The organism is Mesorhizobium qingshengii, from assembly GCF_900103325.1.
GTDB lineage: Bacteria > Pseudomonadota > Alphaproteobacteria > Rhizobiales > Rhizobiaceae > Mesorhizobium > Mesorhizobium qingshengii.
Genome location: NZ_FMXM01000002.1, coordinates 520,611 through 546,431, shown reverse-complemented (window position 1 = coordinate 546,431; position 25,821 = coordinate 520,611). Strand labels below are relative to the sequence as shown.

Sequence of the window (25,821 nt, the reverse complement as noted above, 5' to 3'; positions counted from 1 at the left end):
ACCGTGGCTCGCCTATCCCTGAAAAATGTCTCCGCTCACCGAAACCGTCCTCTTTGTCTTCAGCCTTGTGGCGCTCGGCTATCTCGCCGGGTTTACCGGCTACCTGAAGCCGGCGAGCGGCGAGGGGATAGCCGATTTCGCGGTCAGCGTGGCGATGCCGCTGCTGTTGTTCCAGACGATGGTGACGTCCGATTTCCACGGCGTGGCGCCGTGGCCCCTGTGGGGTGCGTATTTCACGGCAGTGGCAATCACCTGGGCCGCCGGCCATTTCGTCACCACGAGGATATTCGGACGGGATGCACGCGCCGGCGTCGTCGGTGGCGTGTCGTCGGCCTATTCCAATGTCGTCCTGCTGGGCGCTCCCTTCATTCTTGGCATATTCGGCCCGAGCGGCTTCGAAGTGCTGTCGCTGCTGGTCTCCGTGCACTTGCCGATCATGATGATGGCCTCGATCGTTCTGTTCGAGATGTTCGGCCGGAGCGGCGGCGAACCAGTGCACCCGCTGCGCATTATCCGGAGTTTCCTGAGGCGGTTGTTCATCAATCCGCTGATCATCGGCATTCTGGCGGGGCTCGCATGGCGCCTCGGCGGCGCGCCGCTGCCGGACCTCGTCGTGCGGCTCGTCAATGCGTTGGCCGATACTGCCGGGCCGGTGGCGCTGTTCGCCATGGGGCTCAGCCTGCGTCGTTTCGGCATTTCCGGCAATGTCCGGCCGGCACTGGCACTTTCGGCGCTGAAGCTGTTCCTGATGCCGGCGCTGGTTCTCGCGCTTGTCTGGTTGCTCGGCCTGCCGCCGTTGACGGCCAAGGTGGCCGTGGTGGTTGCAGCACTGCCGTCGGGCGTCAATTCCTATCTCATCGCCGTCCAGTTCAACACCGGGCAGGCGCTGGCGTCGAACCAGATGACCATCGCTACGGCCTGCGCCGTCGTCACCACTGCCTTCTGGTTGACGGTGGGCGTGCACGTCTTCGGATAGAGGGTATATTGATATTCAGGTGATGCCGGCCTGCGAAAGGCGGGCGCCTGCGCTTCCGGTACTCACGTACCCAAACGTACGCCCGTTCCAGTTCTCGGCCCCACCATTCTCGGTTCGGCCTGACCTGAATCTCAACATACCCTTGAGCGAAGTAGGCTGCCTGGCCTCGTCACACGCTGGCCTAACCCCTATATGCCATCTTGCGATTGCTTGCGGGCCTTGCCCTAGGTAAAGAGCAGTGGCTCCAGCGTGCCGGCTTCCATGGCATAGCGCACGCCCAGCGCAGAATTCACAGACCGGCCCTTCAGCGCCGAACGGAGGATAGACCATGCTTCAGAAAACCAGCCATTTCATGCGGCAGGCCAATCTCATCAACGGCGAATGGGTGCAGGCCGACAGCGGCCAGACGGTCGACGTCAACAACCCGGCCACCGGGCTCAAGATCGGTACCGTGCCGAAGTCGGGCATGGCCGAGACCCGCCGCGCCATCGAGGCGGCCGAAGCCGCCTTCAAGTCGTGGCGCAAGACGACCGCGCTCGAGCGCTCAAAGCTGCTGCGCAAGCTGCATGACGCGATGATGGACAATCAGGACGTGCTGGCCGAACTCTTGACCATCGAGCAGGGCAAATCGCTGTTCGAATCGAAGGGCGAGATCGGCTCGGCCGCGGCCTACATCCTGTGGTTCGCCGAGGAAGGGCGCCGCACCTACGGTGACGTCGTGCCCTCGCCATGGGCGGACCGCCGCATCCTGGTGACCAAGGAGCCGGTCGGCGTCATCGCCGCCATCACGCCGTGGAACTTCCCGTCCTCGATGCTGGCCCGCAAGCTCGGGCCGGCGCTGGCCGCCGGCTGCACCGCCGTGGTCAAACCGGCCTCGCAGACGCCGTACTCGGGTCTCGCCTGGGGCGCGCTCGCCGAGGAAGTCGGCTTCCCCAAGGGTGTCATCAACATCCTGACCGGTGCCGCCAGCGAGATCGGCGACGAGATCTGCGCCAACCCGCTGGTCAAGAAGATCACCTTCACCGGGTCGACCGAGGTCGGCAAGATCCTGATCCAGAAGTCTTCCGTCACCGTCAAGAAGGTCTCGATGGAACTCGGCGGCAACGCGCCGTTCATCGTCTTCGACGACGCCGACCTCGAGCGCGCCATCGCTGGTGCGATCACCGCCAAGTACCGCAACTCAGGCCAGACCTGCGTCTGCACCAACCGCTTCCTGGTTCAGGCCGGCGTCTATGACAAATTTGTCGAAGGGCTTGCAGCGGCCAGCAACGGGTTGAAGGTCGGTTCCGGCCTCGAGGATGGCGTGCAGCAGGGGCCGCTGATCGACGAGAAGGCGGTCGAGAAGGTCGAGGAACTGATCGCCGACGCCACCGCCAAGGGCGGCAAGGTCGTCGCCGGCGGCAAGCGCCACGCGCTCGGCGGCTCGTTCTTCCAGCCGACGGTCATCGCCAACGCGACGCCCAAGATGCGCTTCATGAAGGAAGAGATCTTTGGCCCGGTCGCGCCGGTGTTCAAGTTCGAGACGGAAGAGGAAGCCATCACGCTCGCCAACGATACCGAATTCGGCCTTGCCTGCTATTTCTACACAGGCGATCTCGGCCGCGCCTTCCGCGTCATGGAAGGGCTGAAATACGGCATGGTCGGTGTCAATGAAGGCCTCATCACCACGCCGGAAGCGCCATTCGGCGGCGTCAAGGAATCCGGCCTCGGCAAGGAAGGCGGACATCAGGGCATCGAGGACTACCTCGACACCAAATATGTCTGCATCGGCGGCCTCGGCCTCTGACAGACTATCCCTGGGGTGGGCAGGCCTGTGACCTGCCTGCTCCGGATGTGAAAACCAGCCGAAATCCTCGGATCAACTGACGTTTGCGGGCATGGCGATGAAGGACGGCGAGGTTTTCGGCACGACGCAGGCAGGCGAGCCGGTGCGCCGCTTCACGATCAGGGGCGGCGGTCTCACCGCCAACATCATCGGACTCGGCGCGATCATCCAGGATCTGCGCCTGACCGGGCACGATGCACCGCTCGTGCTCGGCTATGACCGTCTGGAGGCGTACGAGACGGATACGGCCTTCTTCGGAGCGGTCGTCGGCCGCTATGCCAACCGCATCCGCGACGGCCGCTTCACCATCGCCGGCAAGCGTTACCAGACCGAACGAAATTTCCTCGACAAGCACACGCTGCACGGCGGCTCGCAGGGCTATTCCCACCGGCCGTGGACAGTTTCGCTGCATGGCAGGGATTTCGTCACGCTGACCCTGCACGATCCCGACGGTACGATGGGCTTCCCGGCAGCGCTCGACGTCACCTGCACCTACCGGCTGAAGATCCCCGGCACGCTGAGCGTTGAACTCACCGCCACCTGCGAGGAGCCGACGCTGTGCAATCTCACCCAGCATTCCTATTTCAACCTCGATGATGGTGGTGCCGGCAACATTCTCGACCACAGGATGATGCTGAATGCCGGTGCCTATCTGCCGGTTGACGGCGACATGATCCCGACCGGAGTGGTCAAGCCGGTTGACGGCACGCCCTTCGATTTCCGCCAGGCTCGGCCGCTGCGCATGGAGACCGAGGGCGAGCAGTTGCCTTACGACCAGAATTTCTGCCTTGCCTCGACGCGCGGACCACTTCGGCAGGCCGCGTGGGTGCAAGCGGCGAGTTCCGGTGTCGAGATGGAGGTCTGGACCACGGAGCCCGGCATCCAGCTCTATACCGGTCAGTACGTGACGCCGCGCACGGGATTGGAAGGGCGAAACTACAAGGCCTTCTGTGGCTTCTGCCTGGAGCCGCAGATTTGGCCGGACGCGCCGAACCGGCCGTATTTTCCGCAGGCGACGCTGTGGCCAGGCGAAGCCTATCATCACGTGACGGAATACCGCTTCCGTCTGCCTTGACCTTAGCCCTCGAACGCCGCCCGCAGCGTCTCGAACGGCGCCAGCGCGCCGCGAACCTGTACCACGGCGGCGGCGACGCGATGGGCGCGGCGTGCGGCTTCCAACGGGTGATGGCCGGCAAGACGAGCCGCAAGATAGCCGCCATTGAAGGAATCGCCGGCGCCCGTCGTATCGACGGGAGCGGCGACATGGATTGCCGCGACTTCGCGCCGCGTCCCGTTTGCGGCAATCAGTGCCGGCGCTTCGCCGTTCTTGACGACGACTTCACGGACCAGTTTCCCGATCCGATCAGCGGTCGCCTGCGGCGCTTTATCATCAAACAGCATTTGCTCGTCGGGGAAGGTCGGCAATGCGATGTCGGTGACGGCAAGTGCTTCGACGATCGCCGCTTGCGCATCCTCGCGCCCGCGCCAGAGCCGTGGCCGGTAGTTTGGATCGAAGGCGACAGTCGAGCCCGCCGCCCGCGCCTTGGCCACGGCCGCCAGCAATGCGGCGCGCGCGGCATCGTCGAGAATTGCCAAGGTGATTCCGGAAAAGTACACAAGCGATTGATTCTCAAGGTTTTTCGATAGTGCTGCCGGATCCGAGGCGAGCTGCCGGGCGGCGGCATCGCCGCGCCAGTAGGTAAAGGAGCGCTCGGCGCCGTTCAGCGTGATCGCGTAGAGGCCGGGCCGTGCCCCCGGTATGACCGGACTGGAGCCGATGCCGATTCCGTTTTCGGCGAAGAAGGCGATCTGGCCTTGCGAGAAGGGATCGTCGCCGAAGGCCGAGACATAGGTTGCCGGCCGATCGCCACTCAACGCATGCAGCGCCCACAGCGTGTTGAACGTGTCGCCGGCAAAGCCCATGCGCCAGTTCGGGCCCGTCTGACCCGACAGTTCGAGCATGCATTCGCCGATCGAGGCAACGCCGTTTCCCGCCATGCACAGTCCTCCAGTGACTCCGGTGCTGTAGCTTTTTGCCACCGGCAGCGCCATGCTTGGCAAGCGGGCTTTTTTCCGCCACAGCGTTTTCCCACAGGCTGGCGGGATGTGATCCGCCTGGCAGAACGTTGTCTGCAGAAGAGGAACCGGTTTGGCATCGTTATGGCGTTATCTTCTGGCAGGTCTGGGTCTGGCCGCTTTGCTGGCTGGCATTCTGGCCGTGGTCTATCTGACGGCGCCGCGATCGTCGCGGCCTGCCGGTCCCGATGTCTCGCGGACGAAGCCGACCGACAACGGGCTGTTCGTGGCAAGCTTCGCGCCGGAGCGGGGCGTTGTGCGACTGGGCGAACTGGAATCCTGGCTGCTCACCCTGAAGACAAAGGCTGGAGCGCCGGTGGAAGGCGCGGCGATCGCGATCTCCGGCGGCATGCCGCAGCACAATCACGGCCTGCCGACCAGCCCGCAGGCGACCGACTATCTTGGCGACGGGCGCTATCGGATAGAGGGGCTGAAATTCACGATGAGCGGCTGGTGGCAGTTGCATTTCGCCATTTCGGCCACCGCCGGTTCCGACACGGTGCTGTTCAACGTGGTGCTGTGAGCGACCAATGAAGCACCTTTCATGTGTTCTGGCGCTGATGGTGGCCGTTGTCCTTGCCGGTTGCGGCAAGCCAGATTTTTCCGACGCCGAGAAGCAGACCATCGCCTCGCTGGCGCTGTCGAGGCTGCCGCCGCTCAAACCCGACACCACCAACCGTTTCGCCGACGTGCCGGCAGCGGCGGCACTTGGCTCGACGCTGTTCTTCGACCTGGGGATGAGCCGCGACGGCACCGTGTCGTGCTCGACCTGCCACAAGATCGACCGCCAGTTCCAGGACGACCTGCCGCAAGCGGTGGGCGTCGGCCACACCAACCGGCGCACCATGCCGCTGGCCGGCGTGGCGCGCGATCCGTGGTTCTTCTGGGATGGCCGCCGCGACAGCCTGTGGGCGCAAGCGCTGACGCCGCTCGAAAACCCGCTGGAGCAGGCCGGAAACCGGGCCGCCTACGCGCATTACATCAAGGCGCGCTTCGGCGAGCGCTATGAGCGCATATTCGGGCCGCTGCCGGATCTTTCCGGCACGCCATTGAATGCCAGCCCGCTTGGAACCGATGCCGAGAAGGCTGCCTGGAACGCTATGAGCGGCGCACAGCGCGACGCGATCAACGGCGTCTATGCCAATATAGGCAAGGCGATCGCTGCCTTCGAACGATCGATCGAACCCACGCCGACACGCTTCGATCGCTTTGCGCTGGACCTTAGCACCGGCGCCGAACCGAAAGGCGATGCCGTCTTTTCCAAGGATGAAGTCCTTGGGCTGAAACTGTTCGTCGGCAAGGCCAATTGCGTGACCTGTCACAACGGCCCACGCTTCACCGACAACGGCTTTCACAACACCGGCGTGCCCCCCGTCGCGGGCCTGCCGCCGGATCGCGGACGCATCGATGCGGTACGCCAAGTCGAGGCCGACCCGTTCAACTGCTTCGGCGCCTTCCGTGACGGCGACGTCAGTGCCTGCGGAGAGCTGCGCTTCTTGGTCAAGTCCGCACCGGAGCTCATCCGTGCTTACAAGACGCCCTCGTTGCGCGGCGCCGCAACGCGGCCGCCCTACATGCATGCCGGGCAGTTTTCGTCGCTCGACGAGGTGGTGGCGCATTACGCCAAGGCTGCCCCGAGTGTCGAAGGCGTGTCGGAGGTCCATCCGCTGGAGCTTTCGGACCGCGAACGCGCTGCGCTGGTGGCCTTCCTGAAGACGTTGTCCGAGTGATCTAGAGCCTGACCCATCCCGATAGTGTCGGGATGGGGCTCTATTTTTCTTTTTGTTTGACCATGATCTATTCCGAAAACCGGCTTTCACTTTTCGGGATCATGGTCATCGGTCCTTGACCGTCTCCATCGCCACGAAAGTCGAGGTCTGGGCCACGTGGGGCAGGGCCGAGATGCGCTCGCCCAGCACACGCCGATAGGCGGCGATGTCCCTGGTGCGGACTTTCAGCAGGTAGTCGAAACTCGATGCCATCATATGGCACTGCTCGATCTCCGGCACGGCCTGCACGGACCGATTGAAGGCGTCGAGCGCGGCGGAGCGGGTGTCGGACAATTTCACCTGGACGAAGGCGACATGGCCTTCGCCCATGCGCTCACGGTCGATGATCGCCTGGTAGCCCCTGATGAAGCCGTCCTTCTCCAGCCGCTTCACCCGCGCCTGTACCGGCGTCTTCGACAGGCCGACCTTTGCCGACAGTTCGGACATCGAAAGCCGGCCATCGCTTGCCAATGCAGACAGGATGTTCCGGTCGATGCGGTCCAATTGGTCTTCCATCATCGAAATCGCAGTCCGTTCTCCGAATTGGAGACGTCATGATAGATAGAATGACCTGCCATGTCGATTTCTTTGGACCGGCTGAAATTTTGGAGCTGTGCTAGCTTGCGCCATTCGGTCCGGTGACCGCCGGCCCAATCCCCTTTGCTCGATCCACGGGACCGCCATGCCAGCGCTCGATGCCATCCGCCAGCAGATCCGCGCCAACTATTTGCCCGACGAAGACGAGGCCGTGAAGCGGCTGGCCGAGGCCACAGAGCTCTCGGCGAAGGACCGCAAGGCGATCTCGGCCCGTGCCGCGGATCTGGTGCGTGCGGTGCGCGGCTCTTCTGATCCTCGGTTGATGGAAGTGTTCCTTTCCGCCTACGGCCTTTCCACCAAGGAAGGCGTGGCGCTGATGTGCCTGGCCGAGGCACTGTTGCGCGTGCCCGATACCGAGACGATGGACGATCTCATCGCCGACAAGATCGCGCCGCACGACTGGTCGGCGCATTCGGGCGGTTCGAGCTCGATCTTCGTCAACGCCTCGACCTGGGCGCTGATGCTGACCGGGCGTGTCCTGGATGAAGGCGAGGGCGGCATCGAAGGCACGCTGCGTTCGATGGTGCGGCGGCTGGGCGAGCCGGTCATCCGCAAGGCGGTGGCCGCCGCCATGCGCGAGATGGGCGAACAGTTCGTGCTCGGCCGCACCATCGCGGAAGCCGTCAAGCGCGGCCGGCCGATGACGCAGAAGGGCTATCTCTATTCCTTCGACATGCTGGGCGAGGCGGCCCGCACCGAGGCCGACGCGCTTCGCTATCACAAGGCCTATGCCGACGCCATTTCCTCGCTTGATGCCGGTTCCAACGGCCCGGACATCCGTCAGAACCACGGCATCTCGGTCAAGCTTTCGGCGCTGCATCCGCGCTACGAGGTGGCGCAGAAGGAGGAGATGCTGCCGGTCATGGCCGAGCGGCTGCTGTCGCTGGCTCTCGCCGCGAGGCATTCGCGCATGGGCCTCAACATCGACGCCGAGGAGGCCGACCGCCTTGATCTGTCCCTCGACGTCATCGAGCGGGTGCTGGCCGAGCCGGAACTGGCCGGCTGGAATGGTTTTGGCGTCGTCGTCCAGGCCTATGGGCCGCGCGCGGCCTTTGCCATCGACTGGCTCTACGCGCTGGCCAAGAAGTATGACCGCAACATCATGGTGCGGCTGGTCAAGGGCGCCTATTGGGATACCGAGATCAAGCGCGCGCAGACGCTTGGGCTCACCGGCTACCCCGTCTTCACCCGCAAGGCCAACACCGACGTTTCCTACATAGCCTGCGCGAAGAAGCTGCTGTCGATGACCGACCGCATCTATCCGCAATTCGCTACCCACAACGCCCACACGGTCGCCGCCATCCTGTCGATGGCCGGGAATCGAGACTCCTTCGAGTTCCAGCGCCTGCATGGCATGGGCGAGGCGCTGCACGAGACGGTGCGGCAGGCCGAAGGCACGCGCTGCCGCATCTATGCCCCGGTCGGCGCGCATTCCGACCTGCTTGCCTATCTGGTGCGCCGGCTGCTCGAGAACGGCGCCAATTCCTCCTTCGTGCATCAGCTGACCGACGAGGACGTCGAGCCGGAGGATATCGCCCGCGATCCGCTCGAGACGGTCGAGAGCCAGGGTCCGGCCGCCAATCCGGCGATTGCCCGGCCTTGCCAGATATTTGGCACCGGCCGCCGCAATTCGAAGGGTTTTGATATCACTGACACGGTGACGCTGGCGGTGATCGACAAGGCCAAGGCGGCGTTCGCTGGCCCTGATCGCTGGCATGCCAAGCCGATCACGCGGGCGGCCGGCTACGGCAAGCAGCGCCCGATCGTCAATCCTGCAAAGCCTGACGAAGTGGTCGGCACGATCAGCGAGGCCGCCGCCAAGCAGGTAGCGACCGCCGTGCGCTTCGCCGTGGAAGCACAGCCGGCCTGGGCAAAACGCCCGGTTTCCGAGCGCGCCGCCATCCTCAACCGCGCCGCCGATCTCTATGAGGCGAATGCCGTCGAGTTTTTCGCGCTCGCCACCCGCGAGGCCGGCAAATCGCTGGCCGACGGCGTCGCCGAGGTGCGCGAGGCGGTGGACTTCCTGCGCTACTACGCCGCCGAGGCGGCCAATGCCGAGACGGGCACGCAAGCGCGCGGCGCCATCGTGTGCATTTCGCCGTGGAATTTCCCGCTCGCCATCTTCACCGGCCAGATCGCGGCGGCGCTCGTCACCGGCAATTCGGTCATCGCCAAGCCGGCCGAGCAGACGCCGCTGATTGCCTTCCGCGCCGTCGAACTGCTGCGCGAGGCCGGTGTGCCGGAAGACGTCATCCAGCTTCTGCCCGGCGATGGCCCGTCGGTCGGTGCGCCGCTGACCGCCGATCCGCGCATCGCCGGCGTCTGCTTCACCGGCTCGACCGAGGTCGCCAAGCTGATCGAAAAGCAGCTGGCCGAGACCGCCGCACCGGATGCCATGCTGATCGCCGAGACCGGTGGATTGAATGCGATGATCGTCGATTCCACCGCGCTGCCCGAGCAAGCGGTGCGCGACATCCTCGCCTCGGCCTTCCAGAGCGCCGGCCAGCGCTGCTCGGCGTTGCGCGTGCTCTACGTGCAGAAGGACGTCGAGAAGAAGATGCTGGAGATGCTGAAGGGCGCCATGGAAGCGCTCAGCGTCGGTGATCCCTGGCATATTTCAACCGATGTCGGCCCGGTCATCGATGACGAGGCGCAAAGCTCGATCCGCGACTACTGCACCAAAATGGGGCTGCAGGGCCGGCTGATCGCCAAGCTGGAGGCACCGAAGGATGGGCGCTTCGTCGCGCCGCATGTCTTCCGGGTCAAGGGCATCGAGGAGATGGAGCGCGAGGTGTTCGGGCCGGTGCTGCATGTCGCGACGTTCGATGCCGACCAGATCGACGCGGTGATCGCCGCCATCAACCGCAAGGGCTATGGCCTGACCTTCGGCCTGCACACCCGCATCGAGGGCCGCGTGCAGCATTTCGTCGACGGCATCCATGCCGGCAACATCTATGTCAACCGCAACCAGATCGGCGCCGTCGTCGGTTCGCAGCCGTTTGGCGGCGAGGGGCTGTCCGGCACCGGGCCGAAAGCCGGCGGTCCGCACTATCTCCGCCGGTTCCGAAAAGGGCCGGAGGCCGGCACGCATCTTGCCGAAGGCCACAAGGTGACGGCGACGGAACTCGCCGACAATTTGCCGGATCCAACGCTTGGCGGCTGGTCGACGCGGCCCGACCGGGTCGCCATCCTAAGGAAGCATCTGCGTGGCAAGGGCGCGGCGGCCATCGGTGCCGCCGCCGGCATCGATTTCGGCCAGGTCGACCTGCCCGGGCCAACCGGCGAGGCCAACACGTTGTCGCTGTCGCCGCGCGGACGGGTGCTGTGTCTCGGTCCCGATGCCGACACGCTGCTGGCGCAGACCATCCAGGCGCTCGCCGCCGGCAATGCGGTGCTTGCGGTGGCGCCAGGCGCACCGGCGGCACTCTCCGCATTGACCGGCAAGGGCCTGCCCCTGGCCGCCATCGACGGCCGCCCGGATCCGGTCGAAGCACGCTCGCTGCGTGTCGATGTTGTTGCTTTCTCGGGCACGCCCGAGGCCGCACGCATCGTGCGCAAGGTGATTGCCGATCGCGCGGGACCGATCGTGCCGCTGGTCAGCGAGGTGCTCAATCCCGCCGCCTATGCGCATGAACGCGCCGTTTGCGTCGACACCACGGCAGCCGGCGGCAATGCGAGCCTGCTGGCGAGCGCTTGACCTTGGTCTAAGCGCCCTCGACGACGGAAAAACCCTCGAACTGCGGGTGGCCGAGATAGTGGACCTTTGTCGTGCCGACATTTCTGTGGGCGGCGCGGAAATTCTCCGACCTGGTCCAGGCGATAAAATCGTCTTGGCTCGCCCACACAGTGTGCGAAGCAAACAGCGTGTAGCCTTCGGCTTCGTTGACCGGACCGCGCAGCAGATGGAATTCCCGGAACCCCTTCATCTCCGAAAGGCTGGAATCACGGTTCTTCCATACGGTCTCGAAATCGGCTTCCGAGCCGTTCTGCACCTTGAAGCGGTTCATGGCGATGTACATTGGGTCCCTTTCAACATTGGTGGATTGCAACGATTGGTGGATGGTCGAGACGGCGAGGCGGAGGCTCTCAAAACGGACCGATTGCCCCGGTGAAGACCAAACTGTTGCCGACTTTCGGCGGAATGGGCGGGAAGGGCGCTGCCTTGCGGATGATGCCGAGCACGACTTGATCGAAGTTTTCCGATCCGGAGCTTTGCAGGATTCGCAGATCATCGATGCCGCTACGGCTGCCGATGACGAATGTCACAACGGCATTGTTGCGGGCGATCAGTTGCACCGAAGGCGGCACAGCACGATTGACACGGCTCAGCTTTCTGATGACGTCGCCGCGGTAGCTGTCTTCCGTGGCACTGCCTGCCTCTTTCTGTTTCTTGCCCTTGCTGGCTGCCTGCGCCAGCCGGTCCTGGCCATCCGCCGTGCCCCGCTTTGCATCCGCTGTCTTTGAAGAGGGAGCCGCCGGACTCGGTCTGGCGCTGGGGATCGGCGGTTGTTCTGGAACCGGGGCAGGCGCCTCGGTGTCTTCGGCCTGAACAGTCGGCTGTACCGGTGTCTCGGTCTTGGGGGCCACGCTCTGGTTGTCGGGACGTGGGGCGCCAGCCACCAATATGTCAGGCGTGGCCGTCGGCTGTTTGGCGGGTTTCGGCAAAGGTTTGGGCGGCTGCTTCGTTGCTTCCTGCACGGGCTGTGAAGGTTCTGTTGGCGGCGCCGGCCTGGCAGGCTTTGCTGGCTGTGGTTTGGTTGGTTGCGGGTTCGGCACCAGCGCAACATTTATTGCCGCCGGGTCCTTATCCAGCGCGCTGCCGACCACATTGGCGCCGGCCTGATCTGTGCCTTCCGACTGCATCGTGTCCCTGGAATCGAATGTCCCCGGAGGCGAGATCAGAAAAGCCGCCGCCACGGCGGCATGGAGCAGGCAGGAGATGACGATCGCCGCCGCCCACTTGCCGTTCCAGGCCGCTGGCCGTGCCTGCGCAAGCGGCTCGGTTGGCGCTATCGCCAGCGCTGCGCTGGCGGGGAGTGGACTGATTGCACGCATATCGTGGGGCGAGACCTGCAGCGAGCCGTGCGGAATTGTCAAATCAAGATCGCTTGGTCCAAACGACAACACATGGGAGCCGGCCAGTGGCCATGCCACGGTGTCTTGCGCGAATGCTGGATGCAGGCCCACCTCAGACGCCGAAAGCGATACCGGTCCTGGTATCCGTCTTCAGCTTGCGCATGCAGGCGTTCGGTTCGACGCCGGTGCCGGCGCATTCGGTGGCGCTGTTGATCAGCACGCGGCTGACCTTGGCGCAGTCGGTGCCGGCCAGATCGAAGCGCGTCACCTTGGTCTTGCCGACAGGCAGGTCCTTGAAGTCGAGCACGGTCAGCCGGTCGACGCCGCCGGCTTCATTGAAAAGTGCGATCTCGAACGCGGCCTTGAAAAGGTCGGCGCCGAGATTGTTGTTGACCACGAAGGTCAGGCGGCAACCCTTTTCGGAAGGTTGCGCGCCATTGAGTTCGAGGGCCAGCGCGGGGACCAGCGCGGGTTGTCGTGCCCGCGCCGGAACCATCGCAAGCGACATCGCCAGGGTCGAGGTCAGCAGACGAAGCGATGCCGTCAAGCCTGTCATGGCCGTCAGCCTCCAAAACGCATGGTCGCCGCCAGCTTCAACGTTATGCCCGGTTCATAGACCGCGACTGTCGTGCTGCCGTTCAAGGGGTTGGCGTATTTGACATCGAACAGATTGTCGGCGCGGAAATCGACCTTCAGATTTTCGGTCGCCTGATAGCTGGCGAAGGCATTGACCAGCGTGTAGTCCCTGGCCACCGCATTGCCCTTCGGCTTGCCATTGTACTGCACCTCGCCGCCGACGGTCAGCTTGTCTTCGAGGAAGCGCAGTCCGAGCTGCGCGGTAACCTGCGAGGATGGGATGGTGGCGAGGTCTGCTCGAATGCCCTCGTAGGAAATGGTGTGGCCATTGGTGATCGAGGCCGAGAGGCCGGCATAGCCCCATCCGGCGTCATAAACCCCTTCCAGTTCAAAGCCGTTGATCTTGGCCTTGGCGAAGTTCTGGTATTGGTAGCAGATCGGGATGTATCCAGGGTTGTTCATCAGTTGATCCCAATCGACAGGGCAGGCGCTTGTCGGATAGCTGAACGAAGCTCCGAAGGATGTACCCTCGATGTAGTCGTCCACATCGTTGTTGAAATACGCCGCCTTGATGCGGAGCGCGTCGCCGGCTTCGAGGATGTCGTTCTGCTTGTAGTTGACGCCGAATTCGACTGTCTTGCCGGTCTCGGGCTTCAGGTTGGGATTGGGCAAGAACGGGAAAGTGACACCGGCCGGATGGTTGCCGCTGATCAGGGTTTCCGTCAGCGAAGGCGAGCGATAGCCTTCCGCATAGGTGCCATAGAATTGCAGTCCCGACAGGCTTGGGGTGTCGAAAGGTGTGACCCCGACGGTGATCCGTGGCGAAACCCGGTCACCTGATGTCTCGTGGGTGCTGTCCTTGAGGCTATAGCTGTCATAACGCAGCCCGGCGATGATTTCGAGCCAGTCCCAGGTGAGCTTGTCCTGGACATAGGCGCCGGACACGTTGCGCTTGCCCGAAGGGGTGTAGAAACTGTCGCCGCCCGCGGTGCCGCCAGTCTTGACGTCATCATTCACCCAGTCGCCGCCATAGGTCAGTTCGTGTGCGACGCCGCCAGTTTCGAATCTCGACGTGTTCCAGATATCGATCGCTGCCGTACCGACGTCGAAGGTCGATGTTGAACCCGCCGGGACGATTATGGAATCACCGGTGGTCGGATCGAACCGGTTGAGCGGGACGAGGCTGGTCAGGCCCAGATTGGTCTTGTTGTAGGAGGTGTTGATGTGGAGATCGAGCCAGCTCTTGTCTTCGTCAGTGATGTTGTAGCGGGCGGTGAAGGTGTTCGACTTCAGGTCTGCATCATTGATCGGAACACCACCGCTGATCTCGCTCCAGCCATCGCTTGAGCCAACCCAGCCGAGCTTCAACTCGCTGTTGTCGGTCGGACGGATGGTGGTCTTGAGCAGGCCGCTCAGCACGTCGAAGCCGGTGCCCTTGACGGTGTCGCCACCGCCATCCTTGTAGTCGTCATAGTCGCGATAGACGATGTTGCCCAAGACATCCCAGTTCTCATTGAAGCGGTAGGCGCCGGATGCGCTGGTGGTCCAGCCCTTGCCGTTGCTTTCGTAGCGTCCCGTTACCGAAGCGCCCCATGTTTCTTCCGGCTTGAGGAAGTCCTCGGCGTCCTTTGTATCGAAGAAGACGACGCCGCCGATGGCGCCCGAACCATAGGTGTTGGCGACGGGACCCCGGATCACGTCCACCGATTTGACGAGCTCGGGATCGATATAGAAGGTCGACTGCGTGCCGTGGTCGGAGCGCTGGAAGTCCTGGCGCGCGCCGTCGACGATGACCGCGACGCGACCGAAATCCTGCAGGCCGCGGATGTTGATGCTGGTGCTGACGCGCCTGGCGTCGGCCTGCGCGGCGACACCGGGCACGCCCAGCAGCATCTCATTGGGCGTCGTCGCCATGCGGCGGTCGAGTTGTTCCTGGCCGACATGGCTAGCCGAGGCCAGCGATTCGATCGCCGTTTCGCCGGTGCGGCTGAGTACCAGGATCTTGTCGAGCAAGGTGGCGCCCACGGGCGCTGCTTTTTCCTGGTCAGCCTTCTTCGATTGATCCGCCTGCTCGCCCGCCGGCTGCGTCGCCTGTTGGGCGTGGGCTGATGGCGCCGACAAGGCGATCGCCGCCACGCTTGCCAACAAAGCCACTATACCGTTCGCCGCCGACCGGCCGCGCCATTCCCAATTCACCAACCCCATGCCCAACTCCAAAATCCAGGTTCGATGCTGGCTGGCCCGGGGCTGGCTGGCATTTTTCATCGTGTCCGGTGTCTTAAATGTTGACTCGTTTGCTCCGGTATTGCACTGACTAGTAAACATGATTATTCGAGTCAAGAATTGAATCGGAATTTATGCAGCGCCTAGCCAGATGCCCGGCACAGGAAAGGGATCGACCCAGATGAACACGCACAATTCCAATGACTTTCGCTATCGCGTCCGCCGTTCCGACGATGCCTCCGCCCGCTTTGATCGGGTTCCGCTGGCGGTGCGAACGCTCTCCAGCAACACCCTGTTCCAGGGCGAGCACGAGATCGGCATCGAACATCACGGCGCGCTCTACCGGCTGAAGATCACCCGCCAGGGCAAGCTCATTCTCAACAAGTAAGGCAAGGCAGTAGGGACGAGACATGGACCAGCGCGTAAAACCCGCCCCGCATGAAATCCGGCGGGCACGGACAGAGAATCCGAAGGCGCGCGAGCGTGAGCTGGCCGCCCAACTCTGTATTTCGGAAGCCGAACTGGTCGCCGCGCATTGCGGCGACCGCGTCGTCGGTGTCGAGCCGCGTGTCAACGATCTGCTGACCGGCCTCGAGGCCGTCGGCGAGGTCATGGCACTGACCCGCAACGAAAGCGCGGTGCACGAGAAGATCGGCGTCTATGACAAGGTCATCACCGGTAATCACAATGCAATGGTGCTTGGCGAGAACATCGACCTGCGCATCTTCCCGAAAGTCTGGGCGCACGGTTTTGCCGTGGAAAAGCGCGATGGCAACGAGATCCGCCGCAGCCTGCAGTTCTTTGACGCGACCGGCGAGGCCGTGCACAAGGTGCATCTGCGGCCAGCTTCCAGCCTCTATGCCTATCAGAAACTGGTGGCGGCGCTTGAATCGTCGAACCAGGAGCCGACGGTCGACATTTCAGGGCCAACCTCCGACGACGAGATCCATGGTGGCGAAACGACCGCCAGTCTCAATGATCTGCGCGACCGCTGGAGCCGGTTGACCGACGTGCACCAGTTCTTCGGCATGCTGAAGACGCTGAAGCTCAGTCGCCGCCAGGCAGTGCGCATGGTCGGCCAAGACTATGCCTGGCTGCTCGACAATGACGCCATCAGGGCCATGTTCCATCATGCCGCCGGGGGCGAAATGCCGATCATGTGCTTTGTCGGCAATCGCGGCTGCATCCAGATCCATTCCGGCCCGGTCAAATCCATCAAGCCGATGGGGCCCTGGATCAACGTGCTGGACGAGACCTTCCACCTGCATCTGCGAACCGACCACATCCACGAGGTGTGGGCGGTGCGCAAGCCGACCAAGGACGGTCATGTCACTTCGCTCGAAGCCTATGCCGCCGACGGCAAGATGATCATCCAGTTCTTCGGCAAGCGTCACGAAGGCGAAAGCGAGCGCGACGACTGGCGGTTCCTGGCGGAGAACCTGCCGCGCATCCCAAGTCCGACCGCGGCCTGAGGAGAATGATAATGCGTTGCTTTTCCAGGATCATCGTTGGGCCGGCGATCGGCCTTTCCCTGGCTTTTGCCGCGCTTCTGCCGTCCAATGCCAGCGAAGGCACGGCCGTGTTTGCGGACCCGTCGAGGATCGCGGCCATTGGCGGCTCGATCACCGAGATCGTCTATGCGCTCGGCGAGGAGAAACATCTGGTGGCTCGCGATTCCACCAGCAATTATCCGAAAGCGGCGCTCGACCTGCCGGACGTCGGCTACATGCGCCAGCTGTCGCCGGAGGGTGTCCTGTCAGTCAACCCGACCGGCATTCTGGCGCTGCACGGAAGCGGTCCCAGGGAAGCCGTCGATGTGCTGAATAAGACGAGCATCCCGTTCATCGAAGTGCCCGAGCACTATAGCCACGAAGGCATCCTCGAGAAGGTCCGCATCGTCGGCAAGGCGCTCGGCGTCGATGCCAAGGCAGAAGTCCTGGCCAAGGCGCTTGATGCCAAGCTCAGCGCTGCCGAACAGCAGACGGCCTCGATCAAGGAGCGCAAACGCATCCTGTTCGTGCTGTCGATGCAGGGCGGCAAGATCCTGGCCGCCGGCAGGGAGACCGCCGCCGATGGCATCATCAAGCTGGCGGGTGGCGTCAATGCCGTCGAGGGTTTTTCCGGCTACAAGCAGATCTCCGACGAGGCGATCATCACCGCCGGTCCGGACGTAATCCTGATGATGAACAATGCCGGGCCCGCGGTATCGGACGACGAACTGTTCGCCAATCCGTCGATAGCCTCGACGCCGGCGGGTGCCGCACGCAAGCTGATCCGCATGGACGGCGGCTATCTGCTCGGCTTCGGGCCGCGCACGGCGGATGCCATCCACGACCTGGCCGTCTCGCTGTATGGCGGGCAGGTCACGGACTGAGCGGACAGATCATGGTCGATCAATCGATCGCCGGCCCGGTGAAGGCGATGACGAGTCCATCCGAAGGCGACCGCTCGGCGCGCGCCCGCATCGTCATCCTGCTTTTGTGTCTGGGGCTCGTCATTGCCGTATTGCTGTCGCTGACGTCTGGAGCGTCGGACGCTTCGGCCGTCGACGTTATCAGGGACGGGCTGTTCGGCGCGATGCCGGGTGATGCCGCGTTGAGTGCCCGCGACAGCCTGATCGTTTACGACATCCGCCTGCCGCGCGTCATTCTCGGTATGCTGGTCGGGGCAGCGCTTGCGGTTTCCGGCGCCGTCATGCAGGGGCTTTTCCGCAATCCGCTCGCCGACCCTGGCCTGGTCGGCGTGTCAGCGGGCTCGAGCCTTGGCGCCGTTGCCGTAATCGTGCTTGGTGGGACAATGCTGGCACCGCTGACGGCCTTGCTCGGAACACTTGCGCTGCCGCTGGCGGCTTTTTGCGGCGGCCTTGCCACGACATTGGTGCTCTATCAGGTTGCCACGCGGCACGGCCGCACCTCGGTTGCCACCATGCTGCTTGCCGGCATTGCGCTGGCGGCGCTCGCCATGGCGCTGACCGGCATCCTGATCTTCCTGGCGGACGACCGCCAGTTGCGCGACCTGACCTTCTGGCAACTCGGATCGCTCAGTGGCGCGACTTGGGCGAAGATCGCTTCGGTCGGACCGGTCATCGTGCTGGCGCTGGCGGCGATGCCATTCCTGGCGCGCGGGCTCAACGCGCTGGCGCTGGGCGAGGCGACCGCCGGCCATCTCGGCATTCCGGTGCAGCGGCTGAAATACACCGCGATCATTGGCGTTTCGGCGGCGGTCGGTGCCTCGGTCGCCGTCAGCGGCGGCATCGGCTTCGTCGGCATCGTGGTGCCGCATCTGCTGCGCCTGCTGATCGGTCCGGACAATCGCTATTTGCTGCCGGCGTCGGCGCTGCTCGGCGCCTCGCTGCTGCTCTTGGCCGATGCCGTCGCCCGCACCATCGTGGCGCCGGCCGAACTGCCGATCGGCATCGTCACCGCGATATCAGGCGCGCCGTTCTTCCTGTGGATCCTGCTGCGCAAGCGTGGCGTGGTTGATTTGTGAGACTTGGGAGGCCTGGATGATCGAGGCAAGGGATGTTTCGGTTGATATCGCCGGCAAGCGTATCGTTAGCGGTGTCGATTTCGATGCGCGGCCAGGCGAAGTGGCGGCAATCGTCGGCCCCAACGGTTCTGGCAAGACGACCTTTCTCAAGGCGTTGTCCGGCGAACTCGCCTATACCGGGCGCGTCGCCCTCAACGGCCGCGATCTCTCGGCGATGAAGCCGGTCGAGATCGCCGTCCAGCGGGCAGTGCTGCCACAGGCGACGACGCTGTCGTTCCCGTTCACGGTGCGCGAGGTTGTCAAGCTCGGCCTTGTCGGCGGCCGCTCGGGTGTCTTGCCCGGCGAGGATGCACGGTTGCCGGAGCGTGCGCTGGCTCGTGTCGATCTCGACGGTTTTGCCGGGCGTTTCTACCAGGAGCTTTCGGGTGGCGAGCAACAGCGCGTCCAGCTTGCGCGCGTGCTGTGCCAGGTCTGGGCGCCGCTGCTCGACGGCCAGCCGCGCTATCTGTTCCTCGACGAGCCGGTTTCCAGCCTCGACATCAAGCACCAGCTGATCATCATGAACATCGCCCGTGACTTCGCCAGAAGGGGCGGCGGCGTGGTCGCCATCCTGCACGACCTCAACCTGACGGCCATGTTTGCCGACCGGATCTTCGTCATGCATCGCGGCAGGCTGGCCGCCACCGGGTCGCCGCAAGAGGTGCTGAGCGATGATCTGATCGAGAAAGTGTTCGACTGCCGGCTCAAGGTCGGTGTGCTGCCGGCCGGAAATGTGCCGTTCGTATTGCCGCAATCCGCCGCTTAGGTCTCGACCCAGCCCACCCATGATGTGGCTGGGTTAGGCGGCCGGGGCGCGGCGCTCCACCAGCATGTCGATGCCGAGCAGGTTGCGCACATTTGGCCGTGCCGCAACGAGGTCGGCGATCGTATGGCGCGACAGCACAGCGAAGAATGCGTTCAGCGCCTCGCGCAGCGCCGAATTCAGCGCGCAACTGTCGACCAGCGGGCATTCGGCGGCATCGTTTTCGAAGCACTCGGCCATGGCGAAGCTTTCCTCGGTCACGCGCACGACGTCGAACAGGCTGATCGCTTCGGCGGCGCGGCCCAGCCTGACGCCGCCATTCCTGCCCCGTACAGTCTCGACCAAGCCGTGCTCGACCAGCGGCTGCAGGATCTTGAACAGGAAAAGCTCCGAAACCGAATAGGCGGCTGCGATCTCCGGAATGCGGCTCAACCGGTCATTGTTGGCGGCACAATACATCAGGATGCGCATGGCATAGTTGGTCTGGCGGGTAAGCCGCATCTTGTCCTCACAAGGCGCTGGTGCGATGCAACAACGCCAGATTTCGAAACCCTGCCGACGCGGCTTTGATCCGAAATTTTTCGGAGTCGCCACGCTGGCCTGGGCGGAATATGGCCTATACCTTGGAACAATTCCAGACTAGCAGGGCATAATAGATGAATATTCTCGTCAACTTTGTGTGCGCGGCCGGACAAGATACGGGCGAAGTCCACTGTTACGCGCATTTCGTCAGGCGGAACACTAAATAGGCCTGAGATCGACGAGGAGCGGCTCATCCATGTCTCAATCGGCCTCTTCCCTGGCGCCCGCGCGTTTCGATGCCGACGCGGATGCCAAGCTTTCCGCGCTGCGGTGGACAAAATTCACCGCCACCGCCGCACTGGCGCTTTGCGTGGCGGTGTTTGCGCTCGCCAAGTCGTTCGAGAGCACCTATCCGTGGCTGGGGTTCGTCGCTGCCTTTGCCGAGGCGGCGACCATCGGTGGCCTCGCCGACTGGTACGCGGTGGTGGCATTGTTCAGGCGGCCGCTCGGACTGCCGATCCCGCACACGGCAATCATCCCCGAGAACCAGAACCGCATCGCTGACAATCTCGGTCGCTTCATCGAGGTCAATTTCCTGGCGCCGGAACCGGTGCGCGAGAAGCTTGCCGAGGTCGATTTTGCAGCACTCGTCGCCGACTGGCTGGCCGATGCCGAACGCGCCGCCGGCCTGTCGCGCTTCGTCGTGCGGCTGGTGCCGCAGACACTTGCCGCCGTCGAGCAATCCGGCCTGCGTGGCTTCGTCACCACCCGCATGCTCGAGCAGATCGAAAAGGTGCCCTTGGCGCCGTTGGCGGCTGAACTCTTGTCGGCACTCACCGATGACCGCCGCCACCAGAAACTCTTCGATGAGTTCATCAAGGTGATCGGCCGGTTCCTGAACGACGAACAGGCCCTGGCGACGATGCGCGAGAAGATCCGCGAGGAGCTGCCGTCGCTGTTCAACCTGTTTCGCGCCGACGCCTATCTGTTGAAGAAGATCGTCGCCTCGGCCGGCTCGCTGCTCGACGAGGTGCGGGCCGATCCCGACCACCCGATGCGCGCCGAATTCGATCGCTTCGCGCAAAGCTTCGTCGAGCGGCTGCGCACGTCCAAGCAATACGCCAAGCGTGCCGAGAATATGAAGCGCGATTTTCTCGCCAGACCCGAAGTCAGGGCGCTGGCCAATGACATGTGGGCAAGCCTCAACCAGTTCATCGAGCAGGACGCCAAGGCGCCGAATTCGGTGATCCGCGCGCACCTTGCCAACATGTTCGTCGAGGTGGGGCGGCATCTCGCAGGCGATGCGCAGATCAGGGCCGACATGAACCAGGGGTTCGTGGTGGCTCTCTCGTCGTTCGTGGAGAGCCAGAAGAGCAGCGTGTCGAAGTTCATCGCCGACCAGGTCAAGCGCTGGGACCTTGCCCAACTGACGCGGCTGATCGAGATGAACATCGGCAGGGACCTGCAATACATCCGCTTCAACGGCATGATCATTGGCGGGCTTGCAGGCGTCGTGCTGTACGTGGCCGAGCGGCTGTTCCTCGCCGGCTGACGAGCAGTATATGATAGCCCCGCCGTTCCGTCGCGGTATTCGCTAGCAGGTGGAAGCAGTCATAAATCAGCCCAGATGCTTGGATCGTCGGCCCAACCCAGGAGTATTTCTGCCCTTGAAGCGAGGAGAGGAATTAACGCGGGTCGATGCCGAAGATCGGTACCAATAGTCAAGCCTTCAACCTCCCTGCCATGAGACCATTCCGCTGCAACCGTTTGCCAGCGGGTTCCTATGTCTTTCAAGGCTCCACGCGGTGTGCGATCGGTTCCGCAAGGGACATAGTCGGTGGGAAGGTCGCCGGAAATTACCCACCATCCCACCCAATTCGGGCGCGCAACGCTCTCAATTGCCCAAACGGCGACATGCGGATGAACGTGCCAAGCGGGCCATTCTCCAACACGGCCATGCACTAGACCTTCATTCCGCAAATAGTCGATTACTCGATGGCGCTCACTCAAGCACCACTGGTCTTCTTCAGCTTCTTCATCTGGCTTTTCCATATCACCAATGTCTCATGGGAAAAGTCGGACAGCAATGTTCGAGAGGGTTCTTGGTAGTATCCAGCGTTGTAGTAATCGCCCGTGTCCCGACCGAATGGACTCATGGCACCCGAGTGCTATTCTCCCAATGAGGGTACCCGCATCCGCGGTGACAGGGGAGAAGACATCATGGCAAAACAACCGGAATCCGATTCCTTCATGGACATGTTCGGCAGGTTCGGCCGCGACCTGAAGGTGCCCAATGTCGATATCGAGGCGATTCTTGCCCATCACCGCAGGAACCTCGAAGCGCTGGAGAAATCCGCGCGAGCCAGTGCCGCGGGCGCATCCTCGCTGTTTTCCAGGCAACGCGAAATGCTGCAGGACACGCTGCGTGAGATCGTCGACATGGCGCAGGACTACAGAGTGCCGGGCAATCCGCAGGAACTGATGGCCAAACAGACGGAATTCGCCCGCAAATCCTTCGAGGCTGCGTTGAAGAACGCCGGCGAAGCGGCTGAACTGGTCAAGAAATCCGGCACCGAATCGGTCGACATCCTGCGCACGCGCATCAAGGAGGCGATGGAGGAAATCCGCGCCGGCTACGAGAAGAAGTAGCGTTCTCTGGCCAAGACTGGTTGTTGCCGGCGACAGTGTTGAAAACCAGGAATTCCCGATTTGACCTGCCGTTTCACCGGGAGGCATGGGACGGTTGCGGCCGGATTCGGCGGAACGGATTCATGCAGGACGAATTGACAGAGGCCGCCAGTTCGTGGTCCGGAGGCGTTGGAAGCGATCGGGAAAGCAGGAATGACCGAAGTACGGCCTAAAACGCCGCCGACCTACGAACAGTTGAGGACGATGGCCGGGCAGGAGCTCGGCGTATCGGAATGGACGACGGTCGATCAGAACCGTATCGACCAGTTCGCCGAATGCACCGGCGACCATCAATGGATCCATGTCGATCCTGAAAGGGCGCGGCGGCAAAGCCCATTCCGCACGACGATCGCGCATGGCTACCTGACTCTGTCGATCATCGGCGCGCTGGCGCTCGGCATGGGGATCGTGCCGGAGAACACCCAGGCCGCTTTCAACTATGGCTTCGACAAGGTGCGGTTCCTGGCTCCGGTCAAGGTCGGCGCGCGCATCAGGCTGCGCATCACTCTGCTTTCCATGGAAGACAGGGGCCCTGGCCAATATCTGATGAAGGCGGCCAACACGGTCGAGATCGAAGGCGAGGAAAAGCCTGCACTGATGGCTGAAACGCTGGTCATGCTCTATGAGCGCCGCAAGCGGGCAGGGGCCTGAGCGTTCGACAATATTCGCTTCGATGGCCTGCCGCCAGACAGGTCGCACGTCACGAAACTCCGGGTTCCAAGATGCTCGCGGCGCGAGCCGAGAGCAGCGCGAGGAACAGCGCGACCAGCGCCAGGGCCGTTGCCGTCTGGAAGGTGACCTGCATCCCATGGGCGGCTGCCGCTGAACTCAGGATATCCTGCCCAATGCCTGGCTGCCCGCCGGCCGATGCGATGGCGAATATGGCGCCCATCAATGACGCGCCGGTGATGAGGCCGAGATTGCGCGAAAGATTGAGCAGGCCGGAGACGACGCCACGCTCGCCGGCGCCGACACCGCTCATGACGGCCGCGTTGTTGGACGTCTGGAACAGAGCGTAGCCGAAGCAGGTGACGGTGATCGGAACGACATAGCTGGCAATGCCGAGTCTGGTCATGGCGAGCGACAGCAGGAGCGTGCCAATGGCGAGGCCGAGCAGGCCGATGACCATCATCCTGTGGGCTCCGAAGCGATCGGCAAGGCGACCGGCCGCCAGCGCCGAGAGGGTCGAAACCAGAGGGCCGGTCGAAAGCACGAGTCCGACCATCGCGGCATCCAGGCCGAGGCCGCGGGACAGGTAGAACGGGGCAACCACCAGGGTCGCCATCATCACGGTGGCGACGATGAGGCTCATGGCCAGGCTGGCACTCAGCTGGAGGTCACGGAAGCTGGCGAGCTGGATCAACGGAGTTTTCACTTTCGTCTGCACCTTGGCGAACAGAATGGCGCCGATGCCGGCCGCGACCAGCAGGCCGATGTTGAGGGGGCCGAAATTGCCTCTGCCAAGCGTCATGGCCAGCGCATAGGCGGCCAGCGTCAGGGCCAGCAGGGCGGTGCCTGTCGCATCGAACTTGCCCCGGCCGGCCTGTGCCGTCTTGCCGCGGGCCGGCAAGGCGCGATAGGCGAGAGCGAAGGTCAGCGCGCCCAAAGGGACATTGACGAGGAAAATCGCACGCCAGCCGAGACCGGCGATCAAAAGACCGCCGAGCGACGGGCCAAGCGTCGTGCCGATCGCCGACATGGCGCCGAGCAGGCCCATGGCGCTGCCGGTCTTGGCCTTGGTCACGGTTTCGGCGACAAAGGCCAGCGTCAGCGCCATCATCAGCGCCGCGCCAAGCCCTTGCACGGCGCGCGCGGCGATCAGCAACCACAGCGTCGGCGCCAGGCCGCAGAGCACCGATGCCGATGTGAACAGCGCGATGCCGCCAAGCAGCAAAGGCCGGCGCCCGAACATATCGGCCAACCGCCCGGCGCTGACGATCAACGTGGTGATGGCGAGCAGGTAGGCGAGAACAACCCATTGCACGGACTGGAACGAGGCCCCGAACGTCTGCATCAGCGAGGGAAGGCCGACACTGGCGATGCTGGTTCCCAGCGACGACAGCAGCGTGGCGAGCGACAGGCTTGCCAGCGCCCAGACGGTGGATTGGGTCTGCTGCGGCGCCGATACGCGCCCGTCCAGATTTTGCTCAGCGATTGCCACGGCGATCTCCTTTCCATCGGCCCCGGAACTGGAGCTGTCGGAGATCTAGTTCCTTGGCGGATATGGCGGAAGGCGCAGCCTTTGCATCTTATTCATGCATGAGACGCCACATTATGAGGGATCCATGCTATGATTCCGCCATGTCTTCACCTGATCTCAATCTGCTTGTCGCCCTGGATGTCCTGCTGACGGAAGGCAGCGTGGCGCGCGCCGCCAATCGCCTTCGCCTCAGCCCTTCGGCGATGAGCCGGACGCTTGCACGGCTGCGTGAAACGACTGGCGATCCGCTGCTGGTTCGCGCCGGTCGCGGCCTTGTTCCGACACCGCGCGCACAGGAATTGCGGCAGCAGGCCGGTCGTGTCGTTCAGGATGCGGAAGCACTCCTGCGTCCTGCCAAGCTTCTCAATCTCGCAAGCCTCGACAGGACTTTCACGCTGCGCACCAATGAGAGCTTTGTCGAGGAGTTCGCGCCGCGTCTTGTCGCCCGCATCGAAACCGAGGCGCCTCTCGTGCGGCTGCGTTTCGCGCCGAAGTTCGACAAGGACGTCACGTCGCTGCGCGAGGCGGCGATCGACCTGGAAATCGGCGTCGCCGGTGAAACCGGACCCGAGATGCGCATTCAGGCGCTGTTTCGCGACCGCTTCATCGGCGCCGTTCGAACTGGCCATCCCCTGAGCGAGGGCGTCGTGACGCCGGAGCGCTACGCGGCCGGCCGCCACATCAGTGTTTCGCGGCGTGGCCGCGAGAAAGGGCCGATCGATGAAGCCTTGGAGCGGCTTGGGCTCCAGCGGACAATCGTGTGCATGGTTTCCGGCTTTTCTGCCACGCTTGCCATGGCGCGCGCATCCGACCTGATCGCCAGCGTGCCCGAGCGGCACACCGAAGGCGCTCGCGCCGGCATGCACAGCTTTCCGCTGCCGGTCGCCACGGTCGAGGTCACCATCTCCATGCTCTGGCATCCACGCCTCGATGCCGATCCGGCGCAACGCTGGCTGCGCGACTGCGTGCGGGAGGTCTGTGCGGCGTCTCGCTGACTGACGA

The 25,821-nt window shown here is 63.5% G+C and carries 24 protein-coding genes; 15 read left to right on the top strand and 9 right to left on the bottom strand.

What is annotated here, in order from left to right:
* Positions 1-25 precede the first annotated feature (25 nt).
* The 3 genes from BLS48_RS02745 to BLS48_RS02735 all read left to right on the top strand — a co-directional run bounded on the left by BLS48_RS02745 (position 26) and on the right by BLS48_RS02735 (position 3,876).
* Positions 26-976, top strand: coding sequence for an AEC family transporter (locus tag BLS48_RS02745; RefSeq protein ID WP_091575396.1), 951 nt, complete (start codon positions 26-28; stop codon positions 974-976).
* Positions 977-1,304: 328 nt separating this feature from the next.
* Positions 1,305-2,762, top strand: a complete 1,458-nt coding sequence (locus BLS48_RS02740) for an NAD-dependent succinate-semialdehyde dehydrogenase (protein ID WP_091575395.1) — start codon at positions 1,305-1,307, stop codon at positions 2,760-2,762.
* A 91-nt stretch (positions 2,763-2,853) separates the two neighbouring features.
* A complete protein-coding gene (locus tag BLS48_RS02735; protein ID WP_091575393.1) occupies positions 2,854-3,876 on the top strand; it encodes an aldose epimerase family protein in 1,023 nt (340 codons plus the stop codon).
* A gap of 2 nt (positions 3,877-3,878) precedes the next feature.
* On the opposite strand, the gene BLS48_RS02730 is transcribed toward BLS48_RS02735, so the two are convergent.
* Complete coding sequence (locus BLS48_RS02730; RefSeq protein WP_091575646.1) at positions 3,879-4,799, bottom strand: sugar kinase; 921 nt, start codon at positions 4,797-4,799, stop codon at positions 3,879-3,881.
* Between the two features lie 151 nt (positions 4,800-4,950).
* On the opposite strand from BLS48_RS02730, the gene BLS48_RS02725 reads away from it, so the two are divergent.
* Positions 4,951-5,400, top strand: a complete 450-nt coding sequence (locus BLS48_RS02725; RefSeq protein ID WP_091575392.1) for a FixH family protein — start codon at positions 4,951-4,953, stop codon at positions 5,398-5,400.
* A 7-nt stretch (positions 5,401-5,407) separates the two neighbouring features.
* Complete coding sequence (locus tag BLS48_RS02720; RefSeq protein ID WP_091575390.1) at positions 5,408-6,607, top strand: cytochrome-c peroxidase; 1,200 nt, start codon at positions 5,408-5,410, stop codon at positions 6,605-6,607.
* Between the two features lie 105 nt (positions 6,608-6,712).
* On the opposite strand, the gene BLS48_RS02715 is transcribed toward BLS48_RS02720, so the two are convergent.
* Positions 6,713-7,165 (bottom strand): Lrp/AsnC family transcriptional regulator, encoded by a 453-nt coding sequence (locus tag BLS48_RS02715; protein ID WP_091575388.1) that lies wholly within the window; start codon positions 7,163-7,165, stop codon positions 6,713-6,715.
* Positions 7,166-7,328: 163 nt separating this feature from the next.
* Between BLS48_RS02715 and putA the strand changes: the two genes are divergently transcribed.
* Positions 7,329-10,940 carry a bifunctional proline dehydrogenase/L-glutamate gamma-semialdehyde dehydrogenase PutA gene (gene putA, locus BLS48_RS02710; protein WP_091575387.1) on the top strand — a complete coding sequence of 1,204 codons (3,612 nt, stop codon included), beginning with the start codon at positions 7,329-7,331 and terminating at the stop codon, positions 10,938-10,940.
* 7 nt (positions 10,941-10,947) lie between these two features.
* Here the strand turns inward: putA and hmuQ are convergent, their stop codons facing one another.
* The 4 genes from hmuQ to BLS48_RS02690 form a co-directional block, all read right to left on the bottom strand.
* Positions 10,948-11,262, bottom strand: coding sequence for a heme-degrading protein HmuQ (gene hmuQ, locus BLS48_RS02705; RefSeq protein WP_091575385.1), 315 nt, complete (start codon positions 11,260-11,262; stop codon positions 10,948-10,950).
* A gap of 67 nt (positions 11,263-11,329) precedes the next feature.
* Positions 11,330-12,106: an energy transducer TonB family protein gene (locus BLS48_RS02700; protein ID WP_244529492.1), complete on the bottom strand. Its 777-nt coding sequence runs from the start codon at positions 12,104-12,106 to the stop codon at positions 11,330-11,332.
* A gap of 325 nt (positions 12,107-12,431) precedes the next feature.
* Positions 12,432-12,875, bottom strand: a complete 444-nt coding sequence (locus tag BLS48_RS02695) for a hypothetical protein (RefSeq protein ID WP_091575384.1) — start codon at positions 12,873-12,875, stop codon at positions 12,432-12,434.
* Between the two features lie 5 nt (positions 12,876-12,880).
* A complete protein-coding gene (locus BLS48_RS02690) occupies positions 12,881-15,100 on the bottom strand; it encodes a TonB-dependent hemoglobin/transferrin/lactoferrin family receptor (protein ID WP_091575382.1) in 2,220 nt (739 codons plus the stop codon).
* A 199-nt stretch (positions 15,101-15,299) separates the two neighbouring features.
* On the opposite strand from BLS48_RS02690, the gene hemP reads away from it, so the two are divergent.
* The 5 genes from hemP to BLS48_RS02665 are packed head-to-tail and all read left to right on the top strand — an operon-like array spanning position 15,300 to position 19,412.
* On the top strand, positions 15,300-15,506 hold the full coding sequence (gene hemP, locus BLS48_RS02685; protein ID WP_091575644.1) for a hemin uptake protein HemP: 207 nt from the start codon (positions 15,300-15,302) through the stop codon (positions 15,504-15,506).
* A gap of 22 nt (positions 15,507-15,528) precedes the next feature.
* Positions 15,529-16,590, top strand: a complete 1,062-nt coding sequence (locus BLS48_RS02680; protein WP_091575381.1) for a hemin-degrading factor — start codon at positions 15,529-15,531, stop codon at positions 16,588-16,590.
* 11 nt (positions 16,591-16,601) lie between these two features.
* A complete protein-coding gene (locus BLS48_RS02675) occupies positions 16,602-17,492 on the top strand; it encodes a heme/hemin ABC transporter substrate-binding protein (protein WP_167364914.1) in 891 nt (296 codons plus the stop codon).
* An 11-nt stretch (positions 17,493-17,503) separates the two neighbouring features.
* On the top strand, positions 17,504-18,607 hold the full coding sequence (locus tag BLS48_RS02670; protein ID WP_091575377.1) for a FecCD family ABC transporter permease: 1,104 nt from the start codon (positions 17,504-17,506) through the stop codon (positions 18,605-18,607).
* 16 nt (positions 18,608-18,623) lie between these two features.
* The gene (locus BLS48_RS02665) at positions 18,624-19,412 is read left to right on the top strand and encodes a heme ABC transporter ATP-binding protein (protein ID WP_091575376.1); all 789 of its coding nucleotides are present in this window, start codon (positions 18,624-18,626) and stop codon (positions 19,410-19,412) included.
* A 33-nt stretch (positions 19,413-19,445) separates the two neighbouring features.
* Here BLS48_RS02665 and rirA read toward each other — a convergent pair whose 3' ends face one another.
* Positions 19,446-19,910: an iron-responsive transcriptional regulator RirA gene (gene rirA, locus BLS48_RS02660; RefSeq protein ID WP_091575374.1), complete on the bottom strand. Its 465-nt coding sequence runs from the start codon at positions 19,908-19,910 to the stop codon at positions 19,446-19,448.
* A gap of 277 nt (positions 19,911-20,187) precedes the next feature.
* Between rirA and BLS48_RS02655 the strand changes: the two genes are divergently transcribed.
* Positions 20,188-21,483, top strand: coding sequence for a DUF445 domain-containing protein (locus BLS48_RS02655; protein ID WP_091575372.1), 1,296 nt, complete (start codon positions 20,188-20,190; stop codon positions 21,481-21,483).
* Between the two features lie 59 nt (positions 21,484-21,542).
* Here BLS48_RS02655 and BLS48_RS02650 read toward each other — a convergent pair whose 3' ends face one another.
* Entirely contained in the window at positions 21,543-21,983 is a 441-nt protein-coding gene (locus BLS48_RS02650) for a DUF4826 family protein (protein WP_091575371.1), read from the bottom strand.
* A gap of 168 nt (positions 21,984-22,151) precedes the next feature.
* Here BLS48_RS02650 and BLS48_RS02645 point away from each other — a divergent pair, with 168 nt between their 5' ends.
* Both BLS48_RS02645 and BLS48_RS02640 read left to right on the top strand, forming a co-directional pair.
* Positions 22,152-22,580, top strand: a complete 429-nt coding sequence (locus BLS48_RS02645) for a phasin family protein (RefSeq protein WP_091575369.1) — start codon at positions 22,152-22,154, stop codon at positions 22,578-22,580.
* Between the two features lie 192 nt (positions 22,581-22,772).
* Entirely contained in the window at positions 22,773-23,270 is a 498-nt protein-coding gene (locus BLS48_RS02640; RefSeq protein ID WP_091575367.1) for a MaoC family dehydratase, read from the top strand.
* Positions 23,271-23,319: 49 nt separating this feature from the next.
* Here the strand turns inward: BLS48_RS02640 and BLS48_RS02635 are convergent, their stop codons facing one another.
* On the bottom strand, positions 23,320-24,780 hold the full coding sequence (locus BLS48_RS02635) for an MFS transporter (RefSeq protein WP_091575366.1): 1,461 nt from the start codon (positions 24,778-24,780) through the stop codon (positions 23,320-23,322).
* Positions 24,781-24,920: 140 nt separating this feature from the next.
* Here BLS48_RS02635 and BLS48_RS02630 point away from each other — a divergent pair, with 140 nt between their 5' ends.
* Positions 24,921-25,814, top strand: a complete 894-nt coding sequence (locus tag BLS48_RS02630) for a LysR family transcriptional regulator (protein ID WP_091575643.1) — start codon at positions 24,921-24,923, stop codon at positions 25,812-25,814.
* The last annotated feature ends 7 nt before the right edge of the window (positions 25,815-25,821 follow it).